Origin of the sequence: uncultured Massilia sp. (assembly GCF_913773735.1) — a bacterium.
Taxonomy (GTDB): Bacteria; Pseudomonadota; Gammaproteobacteria; order Burkholderiales; family Burkholderiaceae_D; genus Telluria.
This window is the reverse complement of the sequence record NZ_CAJYEB010000017.1, coordinates 1-21574: the sequence shown is the minus strand read 5'-3', so window position 1 is coordinate 21574 and position 21574 is coordinate 1. Positions and strand designations below refer to the sequence as shown.

The following is a 21574-nucleotide window of genomic DNA, read 5'->3' as shown; positions in this document are numbered from 1 at the left end:
CGTGTGCGGTGTTGATGGTGATGCCGCGTGCTTTTTCTTCCGGAGCCGCGTCGATCTGGTCGTAGGCCTTGGCTTCGCCGCCGAATTTCTTCGACAGGACGGTCGCGATTGCCGCCGTCAGGGTGGTTTTGCCGTGGTCAACGTGACCGATGGTGCCGACGTTGACGTGCGGCTTGGTCCGTTCGAATTTTTCCTTAGCCATTCTAGACTCCTAAGATCCTAACAATATTTGAAAAGTACCAGGCACACCTGACGGTCGAGTACTACGACTGCCGTACAAAATTCTGGTGCCCTTGACGTGGATTGAACACGTGGCCTCTCCCTTACCAAGGGAGTGCTCTACCACTGAGCTACAAGGGCTTATTTTTGCAATGCATGAACTGCACCGCATTCAAACTGGAGCGGGTGAAGGGAATCGAACCCTCGTCATAAGCTTGGAAGGCTTCAGCTCTACCATTGAGCTACACCCGCGCGGTATAACGTATTCAATTCGACTTCACGATCCACGCATATTGGTGGTGGGGGCTGGATTCGAACCAGCGTACTCAGAGAGGGCAGATTTACAGTCTGCTGCCTTTAACCACTCGGCCACCCCACCGCGAAGAACCGCAGAGTATGAAGAACTAACAAACTTCTGTCAACTACTTTCGTTAGCAAACTGATCTAACGCACAGAGTGTCGTTGCTTCGGGGCGTGATTGTATAGACCCGACCACAACTCCGCAAGGGCTGTTATGCGAAATTAATCGAAACTTTTTTCCTGGAGTTATTTAGGCCGGCGCGGCCGGCGCCAGCGCCGCCAGCACCTGCCCTTTCAGGGCCTTGATCAAGGCCGTCTCGTCGGGCGGGATGCCTTCCGGCGCCGTTTCCGTGCGGTCCGCATAGAACAGGCCCAACTGGACCTTGCCCACCACCAGCGGCAGCACGATGAAGCTGCGCGCATCCGCCAGCAGGCCCTTGTGCCAGCCCGGCAGCAGGTCGCGGATCTTCGGGCTGCGCGCATCGGCGATCACCAGGTCGGCGTCGTTCTCCATCGCCAGGTAGAAGAGGTCGCGGCCGGCGGCGCCCGGCGCCGCGGCCGGGAAGGCGAAACCGTCCTGCACGCGCTGGCCGGCGCCGAACGACACCCGCGCCCGGTACTGCCCGGCGCGCACGTCCTTCAGCACTACGGTGGCGAAGCGGAACCCCAGCGCCGTGTGCAGCGTCTCGAGCACGGCCAGGATGATCTCGTTGGCCTTGTGCCCGCCCGAGGCGCGCATCTGCGTCACCTCCTGCACGCCGGCCAGCAGCCGCTCGCGCGCGTTGCGCGGCTTGCCGCTGGGGTAGCTGCCCTGTTCTTCCTGCTCGCCCGCGCCAAGCATGGCCAGCAGCAGCACGTTCGGCAGGCCGTCCTTGTCCTTGCCGTCGCGCCGCTCCAGGCGCGGCACCGGCTTCAGGTCCATGCTCTGCAGCAGCGCCGCCAGTTCCTGCGCCACCGTCTCGAACAGCGCGTCGAGCTGGGCCGCCTCCAGGCCCAGCGCGGCGCCATAGCGCTCCAGCAGGGCGCGCGCTTCCGGCGCGGCGGCCGGCTCGACCGTGCGCGCCAGCAGGCGCGCCACCTCCAGGCTGAACGCCGCGACCTGGCGCATCCATTCGCCGCGGTTCACGGCCACGTCCAGCACGCCGTCGGGCGGCGGACGCTGGGCGCGCGCGATCGCATCGGGAATCTTCCACTCGCCCAGCACCGCCTCGGACAGCGCATCGTAGCCGCAGCCGAGGATCATGCGGGCGGCCTCGGCCTGCGTCTTGCCGTTGGCGACGAGGGCGCCGATCTCGCGGTAGCGCGCGTGCTCGTGCGACGCCACCAGCAGCGGCCCCAGGTTCTTGAACAATGCGGCGATCGACGCTTCCTCGGCGCCCTGGTACGGGCTGTGGCGCGCCATCTCGCGGCCGGCCAGGCTGGCGCACAGGGCGGCTTCGAGTTCGGCGCGCACGTCCTGCGCGTGCTCGCCGTCGGCCAGCGCGTCGACCAGCAGCATCGCCAGCGCCGTCGTCCTGACGTTGTCGAAGCCGAGCAGGGAAATGGCGCGCGAGATCGTCGTCACCGCCGTGCCGGCGGCGGTCCGGTAGCGCACCGTATTGGCCAGGCGCAGGATGCGCTGGGTCAGCGCGACGTCCGACAGCACGTAATAGGCCAGGTCGTGGGTGCCCTGGTCGTCCGAGGAGGCCATGTCGACGACGCGCGCGACGGCATGGCCGAGCGCGAACATGGCGTCGTCGCCGCAGACCTTGCGCAGCAGGGCGGCGCGCACGCGGCGCCCGTCCGGGGCCGGCGGCGTGATCGAGGTATCGCTCATGATGAAACCGGTACTGCGGTGCGCGTGCAACCTATCCGGCCGCCTTCGCCTGCTGCGGACGCGGGCCCTTGTTGTATTTCTTGAGGATCTGCCGGTGCAGGCCGGCCAGCGCCGGCAGCTTCGGGTTGACCGGATCCAGGCGGCGCACGCCGGCGATGTAGCCGAGCGCCTGCTGGCCCAGCTTCTCGTCCCAGCCCTGATTCTCCAGGCATTTCAAGGCGGCGAGCGCCGCGTTGAACACGACCTGCGGATTGTCGGGCAGCTTGGCCACCGCTTCCTGCATCAGCACCAGCGCGCCGCGGTAGTCGCCGCTCCTGGCGCGCGCCGCGCCGCTCGACACCAGGTCGACCACGTGCTGGCGGCTTTCCTGCGCCAGCCGGCGCGCCGTATCGGCCTGGCCGGCCTGCTCGAACACCGCCATCGCCTTCGCCATGGCGGCGTTGTCGCGGGCGTTCTGCATGACGTCGCGCACCACCTCGGCCGCGCCGTCCTGCTTGCCGTTGTCGATGCACACGCGCGCCAGTTCCAGCTTGAGCTCCGGGCGCAGCTCGGGCGCGTCGCGGCTGGCGGCCAGCGCCGCCTCGAGCGCCTGGTCCAGGCGCACCGCGTTGCCGGTGAAGTCGTGCACCATGCTGGACGCGATCGCGCTGCATGCCTGGGTGTGCTTCTGGAACGCCATCGACTTGTCCAGGTCGCGGATCACGGCCGCGGCCTGCACCGGGTCGCCCTTGCTCAGCAGCGCCTGCACCAGCCGCACATGGTCCTGCGGATCGCGGAACTCGGAATACTTGGCCTTGTTGACGACCTGCTTGAGGACGCGCTCGGCGGTGTCGTGGTCGCCCGCCTCGAACGCCGTCTCGCCCAGCTTGCGCAGGCGCCGCACCGCGTGCGGCGAGATCGCCACCGCCTCGCTCAGCACGTGCTGCGCCTTGTCCAGCGCGCCCACCGCCTCGTGCGTGCGCGCCAGCCAGTCGTAGGCGTCGACGAAGTTGCGGTTGGTGTCGACGAGCTCCTCCAGCATCTCGCGCGCCTCGCCGAAGCGTTCGCGCAGGAACAGCGTCTTGGCCAGGCCCAGCCGGGCCCAGGCGATCGCCTTGGTCTCGACCAGGCGGCGGTAGATCGGCTCGGCCTCGTCCGGCTCGCCCAGGAACATGTGCAGCTCGGCGCGCAGGCGCATGAAGTCGACCAGGTAGCGCGGGTACTTCACCTCGCCCTCGATGCAGGCCTCGATGGCTTCGCGCTGGCTGCCCTGCTCCATCAGCGTGGTGACCGGCAGCAGGGCATTGCGCCGTTCCAGGCCGCGCGCGATGCGCTCGAGCAGGCGGTCGGCGGTGAACGGCTTCAGGATGTAGTCGGTGGGGCCGAGTTCGGCGGCGCTGACGACCTTGCCGTAGTCGCCCTCGGCCGTGACCATGAAGAACATCGTCGACAGCGGCATCAGCTTGTGGTGGCGCAGGTCCTCGAGCAGCTGCTGGCCGTCCTGGCCGCCCTCGAGCGCGTATTCGCACAGGATCAGGTCGTAGTGCTTGAGGTCGAGGTGCTTGATCGCCTGGTTCGAGCCGCCCGCATGATCGACCTTGGTCAGGCCGCACAGCGTGAGCATGTTGTGGATCGTCGAGCGCATGCCGGCGTGCGGCTCGATGATCAGGGCGGTGAGGCCGTCGAGTTCGTTCATATACCGGTCATTCCCCTGTTGCCTGCGTTGGGCCAGGCGGGCTGCATGGGCCCGCATTCATGCCGAGTATATTACGTCCGGGGAACAAAATAAGCGATTTTGTCAATTCTGCCGTGGCCGGATCCCAGGAAAACCACAGCGGCAGACCGTCCTCAGGCGTCCGGCTGGCGCGCCGCCGCCTGGCGCAGCGAAGCGCGGCGGCCGTTCACGCATTCCGGGCGGCCGCCGCCGATCAGGATGTTCTGGTAGCGCACCTCGTACTTGCCGGCCGACAGCTTGTCGACCATGAACTTGGAACGGCCCAGCACGTAGGCATGGCGGACGTTGGAGCGGCGGTCCAGGTCGTAGATCTTGACAAGCACCGGGGAGGGATTGTTGCTGTTGTCGACCAGCACCTGCATTTCCTCGCCCTGGTTGCCGACCGGGAAGCCGTCGATATAGCCGGACTGGGCGGGCCACGGCTCGCCGTTCGGCGATACCTGGCTCTGCAGGTCGGTATCGCAGTCGGGCGCGCGCGCCGGCACCACCAGCTGGGTCACGGCGAGCGCCTTGATGTCGGGCGGGGCGTCGCCCTGCCCGGCCGGGCGCGCCCAGCCGTCGCCGCTGGTATCGCTGCCGAGCGGATCGGGCGGCGAATTGCCGTGCGCCGCCGCCGGCGGCCTGGCCCAGGACAGCGCGCTCGGCAGGTTCTTCGGCGGATCGACGAGCACCACGGCCAGCGCGGCGCCGGCGCCGAAGAAGGCCAGCATGCCGCCCCACCAGCGCACGTCGCGCAGGAAACGCAGGCGCGACGGCGCCTCGACCTGGCGCGGCTCCCACTGGGCGTCGGCGCGGCCCTTCTCGCGGCCTTCCTCGCCGCTCTCGAGCCATTCGACTTCCCACTCTTCCGACGCGATCCATTCGTCGTGCTCCTTGCGGCGCACGGGATCGGACAGGATGTTGTAGGCGGTATTGACGATCGCCATGATGCGGGCGGCCCGTTCGTCGCCCTGGTTCTTGTCGGGGTGATATTTCTGACTCAACGCCTTGTAGGCGGCGCGAATGACTTCCTGCGGTGCGTGGCGCGACACCTTCAGGTTGTCATAGTGGGTATGGATCTTGGCCATGGGTCGGAGTCAGTTTGCACGAGGCGCCACGCACGAGCGCCTGCAGTCCCGGGGAGCGCAGGCGCAAGTCAAGGCATTGCTGGCTTAATAGTAGCCGATTCATCCCGCGGCGGCAGCGCATGGATGGCGCGGCAGGGGTGCGGCAGTACAGCATAGCCGGGTTTGTATCCGTAGCGCAAGATGTCAAAAATACTAGAGGCGGTGACTGCGGTCCGCGCGCACGATGGCCGGATCGGCCTGGGCGCCGTGGCCGACCACCAGCACCTTGAACAGTTCCCCCATTTCCGCGGGCGACACCAGCTTCTGCACCGCCTTCGATTGCGGCAGGTAGCGCAGCGCGTCCTGCGGATCCGTCTCCAGCAGCAGCTCGCCGATGCCGCAGGCCAGCAGGAAGGCGGCCTGGTTCATGTAGGCCAGCACGTCCAGGCCGGCGTCCTGGGCCGCCAGCGCCATCGCCGTGAAATCGACGTGGGCCGTGATGTCCTGCAGGCCCGGCAGGAAGAACGGATCCGGATGCGCATGGTGGCGGTAATGACACATCAGGGTGCCGCCGGTGCGCTCGTCGAAATAGTATTCGCGCCCCGGGAAGCCGTAGTCGAACAGGATGGCGGCGCCCCTGCCGTTGCGTAACATCTGCGCCAGCGAGCGCATGAACCCCTCGGCCACCGGATGCACTTCGGTTACGTAGCCGTCCTGCAGCGTGTCGGCGTCGGGGATCTGGCGCCGGATCTGGTCCAGCAGCGCCGCGTCCGGCTCGCCGTACACGAAGGCGAACGCGCCGTCCGCCACGGTGACGAGCTGGCGCCGCCAGCGTCCGCCCTCCCTGGCGACCAGCTCGACCGGCATCGCGTCGAGCACCTCGTTGGCCAGCACGGCGCCCTCGAAGCCGTCCGGGAAGCCGTTCAGCCAGCGCACCTGGGGGAAATCCTTCAGCGCTTCCTGCTGGCGCGCGCGCAATTCCCCGGACAGTTCGATGATGGTATAGGTGTCGACCCGCACGCCCAGCTGCGCCAGCGTGGCCAGCACGTCGCGCGCCAGCTTGCCGGTGCCGGCGCCGAATTCGATGATGTTGGGGCCACTTTGCGCCATAATAGCGGCGGCCGCGCGCGCCAGCGTGGCGCCGAACAGGGCGCTGATCTCGGGCGCGGTGACGAAATCGCCGTCGCGGCCCAGCTTGGCGGCGCCGCCGCTGTAGTAGCCCAGGTCGGGCGCATACAGGGCCAGCTCCATGAAACGCGAGAATGGAATGGCGCCGCCCTGGTCGGCGATCTCGCCGGCGATCAGGCGCTGCAGGGCTTGGGACGCGGCGAGCGCGTCGCTATTGGGTGCGGGAAGTGACATCCGATCATTGTAGCGAACAACTCCAGGGACCAACAACGGCGCGCCCGGCGCGCCACGACGACAGCGTCGCGCCGGCCGGGTGCGGCGCCGACCAGCATGACAGACGAACATTCGAACGACGGCCGCATGGCCCCCGCAAGCTCCCCTCCGCGCGTCGCCCTGGTGACGGGCGCCGGCCGCCGCATCGGCCGCGCGATCGCCCTCGGCATGGCCGCCGCCGGCTGGGACGTCGCCGTGCACTACCGCCACTCGGCCCGCGACGCCGAGGAGGTGGTGCAGGCGATCCGGGCGCTGGGCCGGCGCGCCGTCCCGCTGCACGCCGACCTCGCCGACGAGGCGGCGGTGCGCGCCCTGCCCTGCCAGGCGGCGCACCTGCTGGGCCGCCTGGATTGCATCGTCAACAACGCTTCGTTGTTCGAATACGACAAGCCGGACGCCTTCTCGCCGGCCCTGCTGGCGGCCCACATGCAGAGCAACGTCGCCGCGCCGCTGCTGCTCGCGCAGGTGCTGCACGCGATGGTGCCGGATGGCGGCCAGGCCGTCGTCATCAACCTGCTGGACCAGAAACTGTACAATCTCAACCCGGATTTTTTGTCCTACACGCTGTCGAAGGCCGCCTTGCACACGGCGACCACGATGCTGGCCCAGGCGCTGGCCCCGCGGCTGCGCGTGGTCGGCATCGCGCCCGGCATCACGCTGGTGTCCGGCGAGCAGACCGAGGCCGGCTTCGCCCAGGCCCACACGGCCACGCCGCTGGGCCGCTCGTCGACGCCGCAGGACATCGTCGACGCCGTGTGCTACGCGGCCTCGGCGCGCGCGCTGACCGGCACCACCCTGCTGGTCGACGGCGGCCAGCACCTGGTGCCGCTGGGCCGCGACGTGATGTTTTTGACCACTAACTGATAATCCACGAGCGGCTCGCCGCCTGTCCAACCACCACGAAGGTTTCCTATGTTGTCCGCCCTGTTCCACCCGCAGCTGCGCGATTGCCGCCGGCTGTTCCTGCGCAATTACGAAGTCATGATCAATATCGGCGTGCACGACTTCGAAAAGAAGGGCGAGCAGCGCGTCCTGATCAATGTCGAGCTGTACATCCCGCTGGCCCAATCGACGCCGAAGAACGACGAGTTGCACGAAGTGGTCGACTACGACTTCATGCGCGAGACCATCGCCAGACGCATCGCGCAGGGCCACGTGCACCTGCAGGAAACGCTGTGCGACGACGTGGTGCAGGCCATGCTGGCGCACCCGCGCGTGCGCGCCGCGCGCGTGTCGACGATGAAGCCGGACGTGTATCCCGACTGCGAAGGCGTCGGTGTGGAAGTGTTCCAGATCAAGGATGAAGCATGAACGAAACGACGATGACGCGCGACGACGACGTCGCGCTGGCCGAGCAGCCGGCCGACAAGCAAGCCGACAAGCAGGCCGACAAGCAGGCCTACGAAAACAACAAGCTGCACAAGCGCCTGTGCCGCCTGGTCGGCCAGGCGATCGGCGACTTCAACATGATCGAGGACGGCGACAAGGTCATGGTCTGCCTGTCGGGCGGCAAGGACAGCTACGCCCTGCTCGACATCCTGATGACGCTGCGCGAGCGCGCGCCGATCCGGTTCGAGCTGGTGGCCGTCAACCTCGACCAGAAACAGCCGAACTTCCCGGCCGACGTGCTGCCGGCCTACCTGGAAAAACTGGGCATCCCGTACCACATCGAGAACCAGGACACCTACAGCATCGTCAAGCGCCTGATCCCGGAAGGCAAGACCACCTGTTCGTTGTGCTCGCGCCTGCGGCGCGGCATCCTGTACCGCGTGGCCGACGAACTCGGCTGCAACAAGATCGCGCTGGGCCACCACCGCGACGACATCATGGAAACCTTCTTCCTGAACATGTTCTTCGGCGCGAAGATCAAGGGCATGCCGGCCAAGCTGGTGTCGGACGACGGCAAGCACATGGTGATCCGTCCGCTGGCCTACGTGAAGGAAGCCGACACCGAGCGCTATGCCGAGGTCAAGCAGTTCCCGATCATCCCGTGCGACCTGTGCGGCTCGCAGGAAAACCTGCAGCGCAAGCAGATCAAGGCGATGCTGCGCGACTGGGAAAAGAAATACCCGGGCCGCGTGGAAAACACCTTCTCGGCGCTGTCGACGGTGGTGCCCTCGCACCTGATGGACCGCGACCTGTTCGGCTTCAAGGACATCCGCACCGACGGCGTGGCCAATCCGGACGGCGACATCGCGTTCGACGAGGAGCCGTGCGCGACGCCTGCCACCGTGCCGGGCACGATTCCGTTGCAGCCGTTGTCGACTTTCCCGGGCGGGCAGTAGCGTGGCCGTGTGGCGGGAAAGGGGTGTGCACCCTGCACCGACATCGTAGGGTGGGCATTCGAGGCCGGGGGCCTCGAGTGAAACGCGCCCACCAGGCGCCGGCATGACGCGAACGTTGGTGGGCACGGGGTGCCCACCCTACGGTAGTGGAATTTCAGAGCCCCGCGTCCAGCGGGACCGTAGCAGCCGAATCGGCATGCTCCAGCCAGCCAAATCGATGTAATATTCCTACCCCTGCACCGGCACCGCCGTACATGCCGGACGCTTCCCTGCCAACCACTGGAATCCACATGCAAATCGGCCAACCTGCCGGCACGAAGCCGGCCCCTGCCGGCGCCTACGCCAACGACAACAATCTCGCCAGCCTGCGCGTCTTCGTGTTCGCCCTGTTCTTCATCTTCGGCGGCATCACGAGCCTGAACGACGTCATCATCCCGAAACTCAAGGACCTGTTCACGCTGAGCTACGCCCAGGCGATGCTGGTGCAGTCGGCGTTCTTCGCCGCCTACTTCATCGTCTCGCTGCCGGCCGCCGCCATCGTGCGCCGCTTCGGCTACATGCGCACGGCCGTCGTCGGCCTGCTGACCATGACGGCGGGCTGCCTGCTGTTCATCCCGGCGGCGGCGTCCGGCGTGTTCGCCACCTTCCTGCTGGCGCTGTTCGTGCTGGCGGCCGGCATCACCATCGTGCAGGTGGTGGCCAACCCGCTGATCTCGATGCTGGGCGCGCCCGCCACCGCATCGAGCCGCCTGACCTTCGCCCAGGCCTTCAACTCGCTCGGCACGACCGTGTTCCCCTACGTGGGCGCGATCCTGATCCTGGGCTCGCTCGCCCAGGTCGACCAGGCGACGCTGGACGCCGCCGCGCTGGCCGCCTACCGCGCCGCCGAGAGCCAGGTGGTGGTGCACACCTATATCGGCCTGGCGATCGCGCTGGCCATCGTCGCCGTCATGGTCTGGCTCAACCGGAACAAGCTGGTCGAGCACACCAGTCCGGAAGGCAGCATCTGGAGCGCCTTCGACCTGCTCAAGCAGCCGCGCTTCGCCTTCGGCGCCCTGTGCATCTTCCTGTACGTGGGCGCGGAAGTCGCCGTCGGCTCGATCATCGTCAACTACCTGATGCAGACCGACGTGCTCGGCCTGGGCCAGGAAGCGGCCGGCAAGCACGTGCCGCTGTACTGGGGCGGCGCCATGATCGGCCGCTTCCTGGGCGCCTACGTGCTGCGCATCTGCTCGCCGGGCAAGGTGCTGGCCGCCGCCGGCGGCATCGCCGCCGTGCTGCTGCTGGTGTCCGCCACCAGCACCGGCGCCGTGTCGGGCTGGTCGCTGCTGGCCATCGGCCTGGTCAATTCGATCATGTTCCCGACCATCTTCACGCTGGCCTCGGAAGGCCTGGGCGAACGCGCCGCCGAAGGCTCGGGCCTGATCTGCGTGGCCATCGTCGGCGGCGCCATCGTGCCGCTGATGACCGGCTACGCCGCCGACGTCTCGGGCCTGCGCACCTCGCTGGCCGTGCCGGCCGTGTGCTACCTGCTGATCCTGGCATTCGGCTGGTACGCGCGCAGGCCGCTGCAGCGCTGCTGACACCCCGCCCTCCCGGCACGCCGCCGGGTCAGCCGCGCGCCCCCAGGCGCGCGGGCGGCCCGGCGGCATGCCCCATCCTCCCCGGCATGACCCCGCAGGCGCGCAGTGCGCGCGCATTGATGCGCGCGCGCTCCTCGTCGCGCCACCATCCCCATTTGTCGAAATAGCGCAGCGCCGCCGGCAGCTCGCGCCAGCCCGTGCGCGCCCGCGGGCCGGCGTGCACGACCGTCACGTGCGGCAGGTAGGCCACGCGCGCCGCGCGCCCCACCCGCCGCGCCAGGTCGGCCTGCGCCAGCTCCGCGGGCAGGCGCTCGTCGAACAGGCCGGCGTCCAGCGCGACCTCGACGCGCAGCAGCGTGCAGCACAGCGGCGGCACCGGCACGTCCATAGGGCGCGCGTAGCCGCCGTGCAGTTCGTGGCGCGCCAGGCAGCCGCTGGCGCGGTACAGCAGGGGCGCCACGCGCCGCGCCAGGAAGCCGCAGGGATGCGGCAGCAGCGTGCACAGCGGCCGCAGGCGGCCGCCCGGCCCGCGCACGCGCGGCGCCAGCAGGCCGATGCCGGGATCGCGCCGCAGGCAGGCGAACAGCCGCGCCAGGCCGGCCGGCGCGACCTCCAGCCCCGGATCGAGGATGGCGTGATGGCGGCTGCCGGCCGCCGCCGCGGCGCGCAGCGCCCAGTTGTGGCCGCGCGCATGGCTGGCGTCGCCGGGCGCATGCCGGTAGTGCGCGCCCGCGCGCAGGGCCGGGGCGCGCAGGCGGCCGTCGCGCGACGCGTCGACGAGGTAGATGCGCATGCCGGCCAGGGTGGCCAGCAAGCGTTCCACGTGGGCCGGCGCCTGGCTGCCGCACACCAGGCTGCAGCTCGTGTCGGAGGGCAGCACGTTCATTCCGGACTCCTTCTTCAGCACGTACCCCGGTTCAGAGTCCGCGGCTGCCCGACAGTTTCCGCAAGCCGGACGGGACTTGCGCCGGATCAGCCGCATCGTGCCTGGCGCCACATGGCGTGGTGAAAAAAATAATCGTTGTACGTACACAACTTGTGGTTTCACGCCGCACGCGTTCGGTTACGATGATCCGGGAACGAACAGGAGGGAAGCTTGGATCTGTCGCAGGCGCGTTTCGATACGCTCGTCAATCTCACGTACGACACGCTGGAGGACCGCGCCGCCTGGCGCACGGTGCTGGAGTGCCTGCACGGCGCCATCGGCGGCCGCGCGGTGCACCTGCTCGCGTTCGACGGCAGCCACGGCGCCCTGTCGTACAGCGACGGCGCCGACATGGCGCCGCAGATCGACCTCGAATACATCCAGAAGTACCAGTTCATCGATCCGCGCGTGGGGCACATGCGCAGCCAGCGTGCCGGCGGCTGGCTGCATTGCCACGAGCATTTCGACGACGCGTTCGTCGCCAACGACCCGTTCTACCAGCACTTCCTGCTGCCGCACGGCGCGCGCTACCTGTCGGCCTGCAAGCTGCTCGAGAACGACAGTGCGACGGTGATCCTGGCCCTGCTGCGCGCGCCGCACGAGGGGCCGCTGCCGGCCGAGGCCGTGGCCTTCCTCGACCGCCTGCTGCCGCATCTGCAGCGCGCCTGCCGCATCGGCCTGGCGCACTTCGTGTACTCGACCCAGGCCCTGGTCGGCCACGCGCTGGTGGACCGCCTGCGCCAGCCGGTGATGCTCCTGACCACCACCGGCGAGGTGGTACTGGCCAACGACGCCGCCCGCTGCCTGCTCGGCGCGACCAGCCTGGTGCAGGTGGCCGACAACCGCCTCGTGCTGCCCGAGCGCTACCGCGACGACTTCCTTGCCCAGTGCAACCAGCTGGAGCAGACGCTGCGCAACCACCCGGGCCGGGACGGCGGCCAGGCCTTCCGCTCCCTGCACATGCGCAGCGCGCCGCGCGCGGCCGAGGACGTGCTGTACGGCTTCTTCACGCTGATGGCGCCCGAGCGCACCATGGGCACCTTCGGCCTGCGCCCGCTGGTGATGCTGTTCTTCTATCACCCGACCTCGCTGCAGGCGATCGATTCGGCGCTGCTGGCGGCCGCGTTCGGGCTGTCGCACGCCGAATGCCGCGTGGCCTCCCTGCTGGCCGACGGCATGCCGCTGAAATCGATCGCCGACACGCTGGGGGTGCAGTACGACACCGTACGCAAGCAGCTGCTGTCGATCTACCAGAAGACCGCGACCAACCGCCAGCCGGAGCTGGTGCGCCTGCTGCTGCAGCTACCCGCCACGGCGGTGCGGCGCGAGTTCGCGGCGGGACGGCTGGCCGGAGGACGGGCATGACGGGGATCGCCACGCACCCGACCATCTTCGTCAGCCTCGCGTCCTACCTCGACCCGATGCTGTTCTTCACCCTGAACGACGCGCTCGCCAAGGCGGTGCGTCCCGACCTGCTGTCCTTCGGCGTGGTCGACCAGCACCTGCACGACCAGCGCGCCGCCATCGCCGCGCTGCCGTTCGCGCAGCGGGTGCGCTACCTGCACGTGCACCCCGAAGACACGCTGGGCGTGAGCTGGGCGCGCAGCGCCGCGTTCTCGCTGTACGACGGCGAAGCCTTCCTGCTGCAGGTCGATTCGCACACGCTGTTCGAGCACGGCTGGGACGAGCAGCTGCGCGCCCTGCACGGCCGCCTGCTGGCGCGCTCCGCCAAGCCCATCGTCAGCACCTATCCCTACCGCTTCGACATGGTCGACGGCGTGCCCGTCTACACCCCGGGCGACGGCCGCACGGCGCTGGTGCTGCGCCCGCACCCGCAAGCGCGCCTGACGCCCGACGACGCCGTGCTGCGCTTCGCCGCGCGCCACCTGTTCACCAGCGAACCCGTAATGGGCTGCCACGTGTCGGCCGGCTTCCTGTTCGCGCGCGGCAGCTTCGTCGAGGAAGTGCCCTACGACCCCTACCTGTACTTCCACGGCGAGGAACAGAGCCTGGCGGTGCGCGCCTTCACCCGCGGCTGGGACATCTTCCACCCGCTCACGACCCCGGTCTACCACCTGTACAAGACCGAGGGCACGCCCTACGCCACGCACCACTGGCACGGCGCGGCCGACGAGCGGCGCGCGTTCCGGGCGTCCTACCTGACCGACCGGGCGCGCCTGCGCCTGAACCGCCTGCTGATGGGCGACGGGCTGCCCGGCGCCTACGGCCTGGGCCAGGCGCGCACCATGGCCCAGTACCGCGAGCTGAGCGGCATCGACTACGCGGCGCAGACCATTGCGGATCCGTTCGGCGGCCAGCTCTGCTAGCCGCCGTCCCGTGCGCCGGGCGCTTCACGGGTGCGGCGTCCCCACCAGCACCACGCCCTGGGCGTCGGGGTCGAAGCTGCGGTAGACGATGTCGGCCACCTCCGTGTCGTAGTCGCGCACGCCGTCCTGGTCCCTGTCGATCCATACGCCCACCTTCAGGTTCTCGACGTTCTTCAGATAGTCGACCTCGGCGCCGCCGGCCGCCACCAGCTTGATGCGGTAGCCCTGCTGGAACGCCAGCGCGTCCAGCCCCGTCGATCCGGCGCCGAGCACGGTGTAGGCGACCGCGTCGCGCTCGGCGACGCTGCCCACGTAGACCTCGAGCATGTCGGCCGCGTCGCCGCCGTCCGGCGTGGTGCCCAGGTCGTCGCCGCCGTCGATCCAGTTGGTGCCGCGCCCGCCGACGATGTTGTCGAGGTAGCGCGTGCCCGTCACCGCGTCGTCGCCGGCGCCCAGGTCGATCCAGGCGCCGCGCTGGTACTGGTCCATGCGCGCGCGCACCGTATCCGACAGGCGCGCCCAGGCGTCGACGTTGTCGCTGCCGGCGCCGCCGTCGATCCAGGCGAAGAAATACTGGCCCGCCAGCGGATTGCCGCCGGCGTCCCTGGTGGGATCGTCCGCCGCGACCTGGATCTCGCCGACGCTGGCGTGGAACGGCACGTCGAACAGGTACCGGCCTTCGGCGCCGTCGACGATGCCGTTGCCGTTGCTGTCGGTCCACTGGTGCACCGCCACCACCTCGAGGTTGCGCACGTAGGCGATCTCGTTGCCGTGCACGACCTTGGCCTCGTAGCCCAGCGCGCGCGCCTGCGCGTCCGCGCCGGTGGCCGAGGGCAGCAGGCCCGTCACCGTCACCGACTGCGCATCGGCCATGTCCCGCGCGTAGACGATCAGCGTGTCGAAGCCGGCCTGGCCGTTGTACGGCGAGGTGCCGCCGTTGGCGCCGCCGTCGATCCAGGCGCTGCCCGCGCCGATGTGGAACTCGTCGCTCCAGGCGGTGCCCTGCACGGTGTCGTCGCCGCCGTCCGTCGCGAAGCGCGCGCCGCGGCCGTACTGCGCCATCAGGCCGCGCACTTCCTCCGACAGCAGCGCGCCGGACAACGCGTCGGCGCCGGCCGTGCCGTGCACCTCGGCGAAGAAATCGATCGACGCCAGGGCGCGACCATCGGTGCCGGTGTCCGGCGCCGCATTGCCGCGCAGGACCTCGTGCGCGACCACGCCCACCGCCACCGTCACCACGCCGCTCGCCACGTGGCCGGCGCCGTCGCTGCCGTCGTCCGAGAAGCGCCACGCGATGTCCACCGTGCCCGGTTGCGCGCCCGGATGGCTCCAGGCGATGCCGTGCAGGGCGCGGTTCACCAGGTCCTGGGTCGCGCCGGCGCCGAACGCCAGCACCAGCTGGCCGCCCGACTGCACGGCCGTGCCGATGGCCACGCCGTCGACCGCCAGCACGCCGTCCGCGAAGCCGACGTCGCCCGCGGCCGAGAACCGGTCGCCGGCGTCGGCGCCGCCCTGGCGCGCGACGGTCAGCACGGCGCCGGCGTAGCTGCCGCCGGCGGCGAGGTCGGCGTCGTGCACCGTCACGTTCCGGTCGAGCACCACCGGATGCAGGCCGTCGGCCTGCACGGTGCCGCCCAGCGTGCCGGCCTGGCCCGCGCCGAAGCCGGCGTCGAGGCTGCCGTCCGGGTTCAGGCGCGCCAGCACCAGGCTGCTGTCGGCATTGGTGTTGAAGTAGGACGGCGACATCACGACGATCTTGTCGCCGTCCAGCACCAGCGCGACGCCGTAGTCGCGCAGGCCGCGCACCCCCAGCAGCACGTGGCCGCCGGCGCCGAAGCCGGTGTCGACGCTGCCGTCGGCCAGGTAGCGCACGACCTCGATGCGCCCGCCGGACTCGCCGGCCACCACGATCCTGCCGTCGGCCTGCACCGCCAGCGCATAGACGCGGTCCGCGCCCGGCCCCGCCTGCAGCACCTTGCCGCCGTTGCCGAACGTCGCGTCCAGGCTGCCGTCCGGCGTGAGCTTGACCAGCGCCGTGTCGCGCGCCGTGCCGTTCACGACGTTGCCGGCCACCAGCATGCTGCCGTCGGCGAACAGGTGCATCGCGGTGGCGCCGGCGCTGCCGCCGCCGGCGGCGACGGCCACGCTGCCGCCGTTGCCGAAGCCGGTGTCGAGGCTGCCGTCGGCGCCGATGCGCACGACCCCGATGGACTGGCCGCCGGTCGGGCCGAATGCGCCGACCAGCACCAGCTTGCCGTCCGCCTGCAGCGCGGCGCCGGACGCCGCCAGCGAGCCCGTTCCCGCGCCTTGCGGCAGCGCCAGCTTGCCGTCGCCGTCGAAGCCCGTGTCGGGGGCGCCGTTCGCCTGCAGGCGCAGCACCTGGTTGCGGGTCACCGCCACGATGTCGCCGTCGGGCGCGACCAGCAGCGTGCCGATGACGACGGCGCCGCTGCCGACGTCGATCGTGGTCGCCCCCTGCTGGCCGAAGCCGGTGTCGACGCTGCCGTCGGCGTTGTAGCGCACGACGGTGACGGTGGCCGCGCCGGCAGGGCCGGTATTGCTGCCGTAGGCGACCAGCAGCCGGCCGTCGGCCAGCAGCGCCATCCGCGCGCTCTGGCCCTGGGTGTCGGGCAGCACCAGGAGGCCGTCCTGGCCGAACCCGGTGTCGACGCTGCCGTCGGCATTGTTGCGCGCCAGGACGTTCACGTAGCGGTAGCCGTCGGCCAGGGGATTGAGCACGCCCAGGGTGACGAGCTTGCCGTCGGCGCCGCACAGCGTGGACAGCGGCGTGAAATCGTAGCCGCGGTCGACGATGACCGTGCCGGCCGGGCCGGCGAACGACGGCGCCGCGTTCGGCGCCGCATCGGCCAGGCCGATGTTGCGGTCGAACACGACCTCGTTGGCGGGATCGTCGAGCGCCGCATAGTCGCGCATGCCGTCGCCGTCCTTGTCGGTCCAGATATTGATGCTGAGCTGCTCGACGTTGCGCACGTAGTCGGTCTCGCCCGGCGCCGTGACCTTGTAGACGTAGCCCTCGGCATAGGCCGCGCCATCCGCGCCCGTCATGCCGGCCGTCAGGCGGGTCACGGCGACGGCGTCGGCCTCGGCCTTGCTGGCCACGTCCACTTCCAGCACGTCGACGGCGGGGTAGCCGTCCGGCGTGGCGCCGCCGTTGGCGCCGCCGTCGTAGTAGTTCACGCCCTTGCCCAGGGAGATGTTGTCGCCCCAGGCGCTGCCGACCACGCGGTCGTCGCCCGCGCCCAGCTCGCCCCAGATGCCGCGGCCGTACTGGGCCATCAGCGCCAGCGTGGCGGCCGTCACGTCGCGCGCGGCGTCGAGGTCGTCGGCGCCGGCGCTGCCGCGCGCCCAGCCGAAGTGCCACGACGACGCCAGCGGCGTGCCGCCGGCGTCATGGTCGGGATGGGCCGGATCGACCCGCACCTCGTCGATGCGCGCCGCCAGCGCGATCTCGCGCGCGAACGCGACCTCGGTGGCATTGTCGCGCCAGCCGTCGCCGTTGGCGTCGTTCCACACCAGGACGTTGACGCTCTCGACGTTCCTGACGTAGTCGGTCTCGGCGCCGGCCACGACCTTCCAGCGGTAGCCGGCGGCGTAGGCGGCGCCGTCGGCGCCCTGCATCGACGCTTCCAGCACCACCGCCCGCACCGCGGCCGCGTCCTGGGCCGAGCGCACCGTCACCTCGAGCACGTCCAGCGCCTTGCCGGCGTAGCCGCCCGGCCCCGCGTTGGCGCCGCCGTCGACGTAGTTGGTGCCGGCGCCGGCGTTGACGTGGTCGCCGTAGGCCGAACCCGCGATGGTGTCGTCGCCGGCGCCGGCGTCGACCCACAGCCCGCGCTGGTACTGGTCCATCAGCGCGCGCGTGGCGGCCGACACGTCGGTGGCGGCGTCGAAGCGGTCGGCGCCGGCGCCGCCATAGGCCCAGGCCATGTGCACCGCGTTCGCCAGCGGCTGGCCGCCGGCATCGGTGCCGGGCGCCGTGCCCAGCCCGATCTCGTTGACGTACAGCGCCAGCGCCTGTTCGCGCACGTACTGCGCGGCTTCCTGCGCGTCGTGCACGCCGTTGCCGTTGGCATCGGTCCAGCGGAGGATGGTGACGCGCTCGACGTTCTTCACGTAGTCGGTCTCGGCGCCGTTCACGACCTTGTAGGCGTAGCCCTGCGCGTAGGCCGCGGCATCGGCCCCGGTGGCGCCGGCGTCGAGCGGCGTCACGCGCACGGCCGCCGCGGCCGCGGCGTCGGCCACGTAGACGTTGAGCTGGTCGCGCGCGGCCTCGCGCCCGTTCGTCATGGTGCCGGCATTGGCGCCGCCGTCGACGTAGTTGACGCCGGGACCGGCGTCGATCTCGTCGCCGTAGCCGGACCCGACGATGGTATCGTTGCCGGCGCCGGCATACACCGCGACGCCGCGCTGGAACTGGTCCATCAGCGCGCGGGTCGTGGCCGAGACGTCGGCGGCGGCGTCGAAGCGCTCGCCCTGCTCGCTGCCGTAGACCCAGGCGATGTTGGCGTAGGTGGACAGGGAATTGCCGGCCATGTCGGTGCCGGGCTGGGTGCCGCTGCGCACCTCGCGCACGAACTGCGCCAGCGCCATGTCGAACAGGCGCACCACCTCGCCCGTGTCGCGCACGCCGTTGCCGTTGGCGTCGTTCCAGCGGTAGGCCTGCAGGCGCTCGACGTTCTTCACGTAGTCGACCTCGGCACCCGCCACGATCTTGAACTGGTAGCCCTGCGCATGGGCCTGGGCATCCGCGCCGGTGGCGCCGGCGCCGAGCCGCGTCACGGTCGGCACGGCCGCCTGCCCCGTCACGTAGACGTTCAGCTCGTCCATGCCGTTGCCGCCGTACGGATAGCTACCGGCATTGGCGTCGCCGTCGACGTAATTGGTGCCGGCGCCCATGACGAACAGGTCGCTGTAGCCGGTGCCGGCGACCGTGTCGCCGCCGCCGCCGCGCATGTCGTAGTAGGCGCCGCGGCCGCGCGCGGCCATCAGCGCCTGCGCGTCGGCCGGGATCAGGCCCGCGGCGACGGCGTCGGCGCGCGCGCTGCCGGTGACGACCGAGACGAAATCGTAGTTGGCGGCCTGGTCCGGGCCGACGCTCTGCACCGTCGCGCCGAACTGCACCGTGGTGCTGGCGCGCGCCGCCAGGGCGCCGCCCGCGCCCGTGCCGCCGTCCGAGAACACCCAGTCGATCGTCACGCTGGCCGGCAGGCTGGCGCCGCCGTTGGCGTAGCCGATGCCGTGCATGGCGCGGTTGACCAGGCCCTGGCTGGCGTTCGTGTCGAACACGATCGTGAGCTTGCCGCCGGACTGGGTCGCGCTGCCGATCGCGATGCCGCCGACGACCAGGCGGCCGCCCGCGAAGCCGACCTCGCCGAGGGCGACGAAGATGTCGTCGGCGCTGGCGCCGCCCTGGCGCTCCAGCACCAGCGTGGCGCCGCCGTAGTGGCCGCGCGCCGCCAGTTCGGCGTCGTGGATCGCGCCGTTGTTGTCCAGGACCGCGGGCTGGACCCCGTTCATCCGCACCGTGCCGCCGATCGAGGAGGCCGGCGCCGGATTGAAGGTGGCGTCCAGCGTGCCGTCGGCATTCACGCGCGCGACCAGGGCGCTGGTCGTCGTATTGCCGGCGTCTTCGAGCGTATTGGCGAACACCAGGATCTTGCCGCCGACCAGGACCAGCGCGGCCGGATCGAAGCCCACGCCGATGCCGTGTCCCGGGATGCGCAGGATGCCGCCGATGCCGAAACCACCGTCGACGCTGCCGTCGGCGTTGTAGCGGGTCAGCATCAGGTCGCCGCCGACGGCGCCGCTGGTCGAGACGGCGCCGATGGTGCCGAGCACGACGATCTTGCCGTCGGCCTGCACGGCGGCCTGCGAGAACACGTCGTGGCCGTCGGTCAGGTGGGCGCGCACGATGCCGCCGCTGCCGAAACCGGTGTCGCGCGAGCCGTCGGGGTTCAGGCGCACCAGCGCCCCGTCGACGTCGTTGGCGGCCGAGCGCGTGGTGCCGGCCACCAGCAGCTTGCCGTCCGCGAGCACGACGACCGAGCGCGCGTTGTCGGTACCCGCGCCGAGTTCCAGCACCACCATCCCCTGCTTGCCGAAACCGGGATCGGGCGCGCCGTCGGTCGTGAAGCGCATCAGCGTGAGATCGAGGCTGGACTGGCCGCCGGTGTAGCCGAAGGCCAGCAGCTTGCCGTCCGGCTGCAGCACGGCATCGCTCATCGCTCCCGCGCCGGACTGGGACACGACCAACCGGCCGCCGTTGCCGAAGCCGGTGTCGGGCGTGCCGTCGGCGTTCAGGCGCACCGCCACCATGAAGTCGCCCAGCGTGCCGGTGGGGGTGTTCTCGTAGGCATAGCCGGTCACGACCACCTTGCCGTCGGCCTGCTGCAGGATCCGCAGCGGAATGTCGGCGCGGCTGCTGACCGGCACGACGACCGAGCCGCCATTGCCGTAGCTCGTGTCGAGGCTGCCGTCGGCGTTCAGGCGCAGCAGGCGGAAGTCGGGGTCGGCGCCCGGCGTCGAGACGGCGACCAGCAGCTTGCCGTTCGCCAGTTCGAGCGGGTCGGGATTGGCGACCACGCCCTGGGTCGGCAGGTCGACGCGGCCGGTGCCGCCGCCGAAGGTCGTGTCGACGCTGCCGTCGGCATTGTTGCGCGCCATGACGAACCGTTCGCTGCCGTCGGCCAGCGTCAGGCTGCGCAGCGACAGCAGCTTGCCGCTGGCCAGCACGGTCGCGCTGACCAGGAGGGTCGACGCGGCGCCGGCGCCGTCGACCATCACGCCGGCCGGCACGCCGGCGAAGGTGGGCGCCTTGTTCGCGGACAGGTCGATGCTGCGCGCGAACACGATTTCGTTGGCGGGATCGGCGACGTCGGCGTAGTCGCGCATGCCGTCGCCGTCCTTGTCGGTCCAGATGCGGACGTCGACGCGCTCGATGTCGCGGACGTAGTCGATCTCCTTGCTGCCGTTGGCGACCTTGTAGCGGTAGCCGGCCGCCCACGCCGCGGCGTCGGCGCCGGTGGCGCGCGCGTCCAGCGCGGTGACGGCGACGGCGCCGGCCTCCGCCCGGCTGGCGACGTAGATCTCGAGCACGTCGACCGCGGCCGCGCCGCCCGGCGCGCTGCCGAGGTTGGCGCCGCCGTCGACGCGGTTCACGCCGGCCCCGGCGACGATGTTGTCGCCGTAGGCCGTGCCCTTGACGACGTCGTCGCCGGCGCCCGTGTCGATGAACATGCCGCGGCCATGCTGCGCCATCAGCGCCTTCGCGCCGGCCGACAGCGCGGTTTCGGCATCGATCGTGTCGGCCAGCGCCGTGCCCTGCGCCCAGGCCAGGTGCAGGTAGCCGGACGGGTCCTGGCCGGCCGGCAGTTCGGTGACCTGCGGCACCAGCGGCACCCAGCGTCCGGCCGTGCCGCCCTCGACGTAGATGCTGACCGCCTCGACGTTCTTCAGGTAATCCTTCTGGCCGGTCGTACCGTAGGTGACCATCCACGTGTAGGCGGGGTCGTCCGAGGGCTGCACCTTGATCGCGTCCAGCGCCGCCACCGAACCGACGGCGATCTCGAATACGTCCTGGCCGCCGGCATTGGCGCCGCCGTCGACATGGGCATTGCCCGCGCCGTTGCGGATCACGTCGCCGAAGCCGCTGCCGACGACGGTGTCATCGCCGGCGCCGCCGTCGATCCACACGCCCTTGGCGCGCGCCTGCATCGCCGCGCGCACGCCGGCCGACAGCAGCGCGCCGGCGCCGGCCTCGCTCGCATCGATGCCGTCGGCGCCGGCCGTGCCGCTGATCCAGGCCAGCTGCCCGTAGTTGCCCAGGTCCGGATCCTGCAGGTTCGCCTCGTTGACCGAGACCGCCAGCGCGATGTCGCGCGCGAACGTGCTGCCGCCGCCCGGCTGCGCCACCTGCACGGTGATGCGCTCGATGCCCT

13 protein-coding genes and 3 tRNA genes are annotated in these 21574 nt (G+C 70.3%); 6 read left to right on the top strand and 10 right to left on the bottom strand.

Features of this window, described 5'->3' with window-relative positions:
- The 8 genes from QZ749_RS07070 to QZ749_RS07035 all read right to left on the bottom strand — a co-directional run.
- On the bottom strand, window positions 1-202 hold a 202-nt coding region (locus QZ749_RS07070), incomplete at its 3' end, for a GTP-binding protein (RefSeq protein ID WP_229260173.1).
- Between the two features lie 83 nt (window positions 203-285).
- Window positions 286-360 (bottom strand) — tRNA-Thr (locus tag QZ749_RS07065).
- A gap of 37 nt (window positions 361-397) precedes the next feature.
- A tRNA-Gly gene (locus QZ749_RS07060) sits at window positions 398-471 on the bottom strand.
- 42 nt (window positions 472-513) lie between these two features.
- A tRNA-Tyr gene (locus QZ749_RS07055) sits at window positions 514-598 on the bottom strand.
- Window positions 599-769: 171 nt separating this feature from the next.
- A complete protein-coding gene (locus QZ749_RS07050; RefSeq protein WP_296944989.1) occupies window positions 770-2335 on the bottom strand; it encodes an HDOD domain-containing protein in 1566 nt (521 codons plus the stop codon).
- 31 nt (window positions 2336-2366) lie between these two features.
- The gene (locus tag QZ749_RS07045; protein ID WP_296944988.1) at window positions 2367-4010 is read right to left on the bottom strand and encodes a tetratricopeptide repeat-containing response regulator; all 1644 of its coding nucleotides are present in this window, start codon (window positions 4008-4010) and stop codon (window positions 2367-2369) included.
- Window positions 4011-4162: 152 nt separating this feature from the next.
- Window positions 4163-5116: a J domain-containing protein gene (locus QZ749_RS07040; RefSeq protein ID WP_296944987.1), complete on the bottom strand. Its 954-nt coding sequence runs from the start codon at window positions 5114-5116 to the stop codon at window positions 4163-4165.
- A gap of 192 nt (window positions 5117-5308) precedes the next feature.
- Complete coding sequence (locus QZ749_RS07035) at window positions 5309-6457, bottom strand: class I SAM-dependent methyltransferase (protein WP_296944985.1); 1149 nt, start codon at window positions 6455-6457, stop codon at window positions 5309-5311.
- A 96-nt stretch (window positions 6458-6553) separates the two neighbouring features.
- On the opposite strand from QZ749_RS07035, the gene QZ749_RS07030 reads away from it, so the two are divergent.
- The 4 genes from QZ749_RS07030 to QZ749_RS07015 all read left to right on the top strand — a co-directional run bounded on the left by QZ749_RS07030 (window position 6554) and on the right by QZ749_RS07015 (window position 10364).
- Window positions 6554-7360: an SDR family oxidoreductase gene (locus tag QZ749_RS07030; RefSeq protein ID WP_296944982.1), complete on the top strand. Its 807-nt coding sequence runs from the start codon at window positions 6554-6556 to the stop codon at window positions 7358-7360.
- 48 nt (window positions 7361-7408) lie between these two features.
- A complete protein-coding gene (locus QZ749_RS07025; protein WP_296944980.1) occupies window positions 7409-7807 on the top strand; it encodes a dihydroneopterin aldolase in 399 nt (132 codons plus the stop codon).
- Between the two features lie 11 nt (window positions 7808-7818).
- Window positions 7819-8781: a tRNA 2-thiocytidine(32) synthetase TtcA gene (ttcA, locus tag QZ749_RS07020; protein ID WP_296944990.1), complete on the top strand. Its 963-nt coding sequence runs from the start codon at window positions 7819-7821 to the stop codon at window positions 8779-8781.
- A gap of 290 nt (window positions 8782-9071) precedes the next feature.
- Window positions 9072-10364, top strand: a complete 1293-nt coding sequence (locus QZ749_RS07015; protein ID WP_296944978.1) for a sugar MFS transporter — start codon at window positions 9072-9074, stop codon at window positions 10362-10364.
- A gap of 28 nt (window positions 10365-10392) precedes the next feature.
- Here QZ749_RS07015 and QZ749_RS07010 read toward each other — a convergent pair whose 3' ends face one another.
- Window positions 10393-11250: a glycosyltransferase family 2 protein gene (locus tag QZ749_RS07010; protein WP_296944975.1), complete on the bottom strand. Its 858-nt coding sequence runs from the start codon at window positions 11248-11250 to the stop codon at window positions 10393-10395.
- Between the two features lie 210 nt (window positions 11251-11460).
- On the opposite strand from QZ749_RS07010, the gene QZ749_RS07005 reads away from it, so the two are divergent.
- Together QZ749_RS07005 and QZ749_RS07000 are read left to right on the top strand one after the other, a co-directional pair.
- Window positions 11461-12654, top strand: a complete 1194-nt coding sequence (locus tag QZ749_RS07005) for a helix-turn-helix transcriptional regulator (protein WP_296944973.1) — start codon at window positions 11461-11463, stop codon at window positions 12652-12654.
- Complete coding sequence (locus tag QZ749_RS07000; protein ID WP_296944970.1) at window positions 12651-13616, top strand: GlcNAc-transferase family protein; 966 nt, start codon at window positions 12651-12653, stop codon at window positions 13614-13616. The genes QZ749_RS07005 and QZ749_RS07000 overlap by 4 nt, the downstream gene beginning before the upstream one ends.
- Window positions 13617-13640: 24 nt before the next feature.
- Here the strand turns inward: QZ749_RS07000 and QZ749_RS06995 are convergent, their stop codons facing one another.
- Window positions 13641-21554: a hypothetical protein gene (locus QZ749_RS06995; RefSeq protein ID WP_296944968.1), complete on the bottom strand. Its 7914-nt coding sequence runs from the start codon at window positions 21552-21554 to the stop codon at window positions 13641-13643.
- Window positions 21555-21574: the final 20 nt, after the last annotated feature.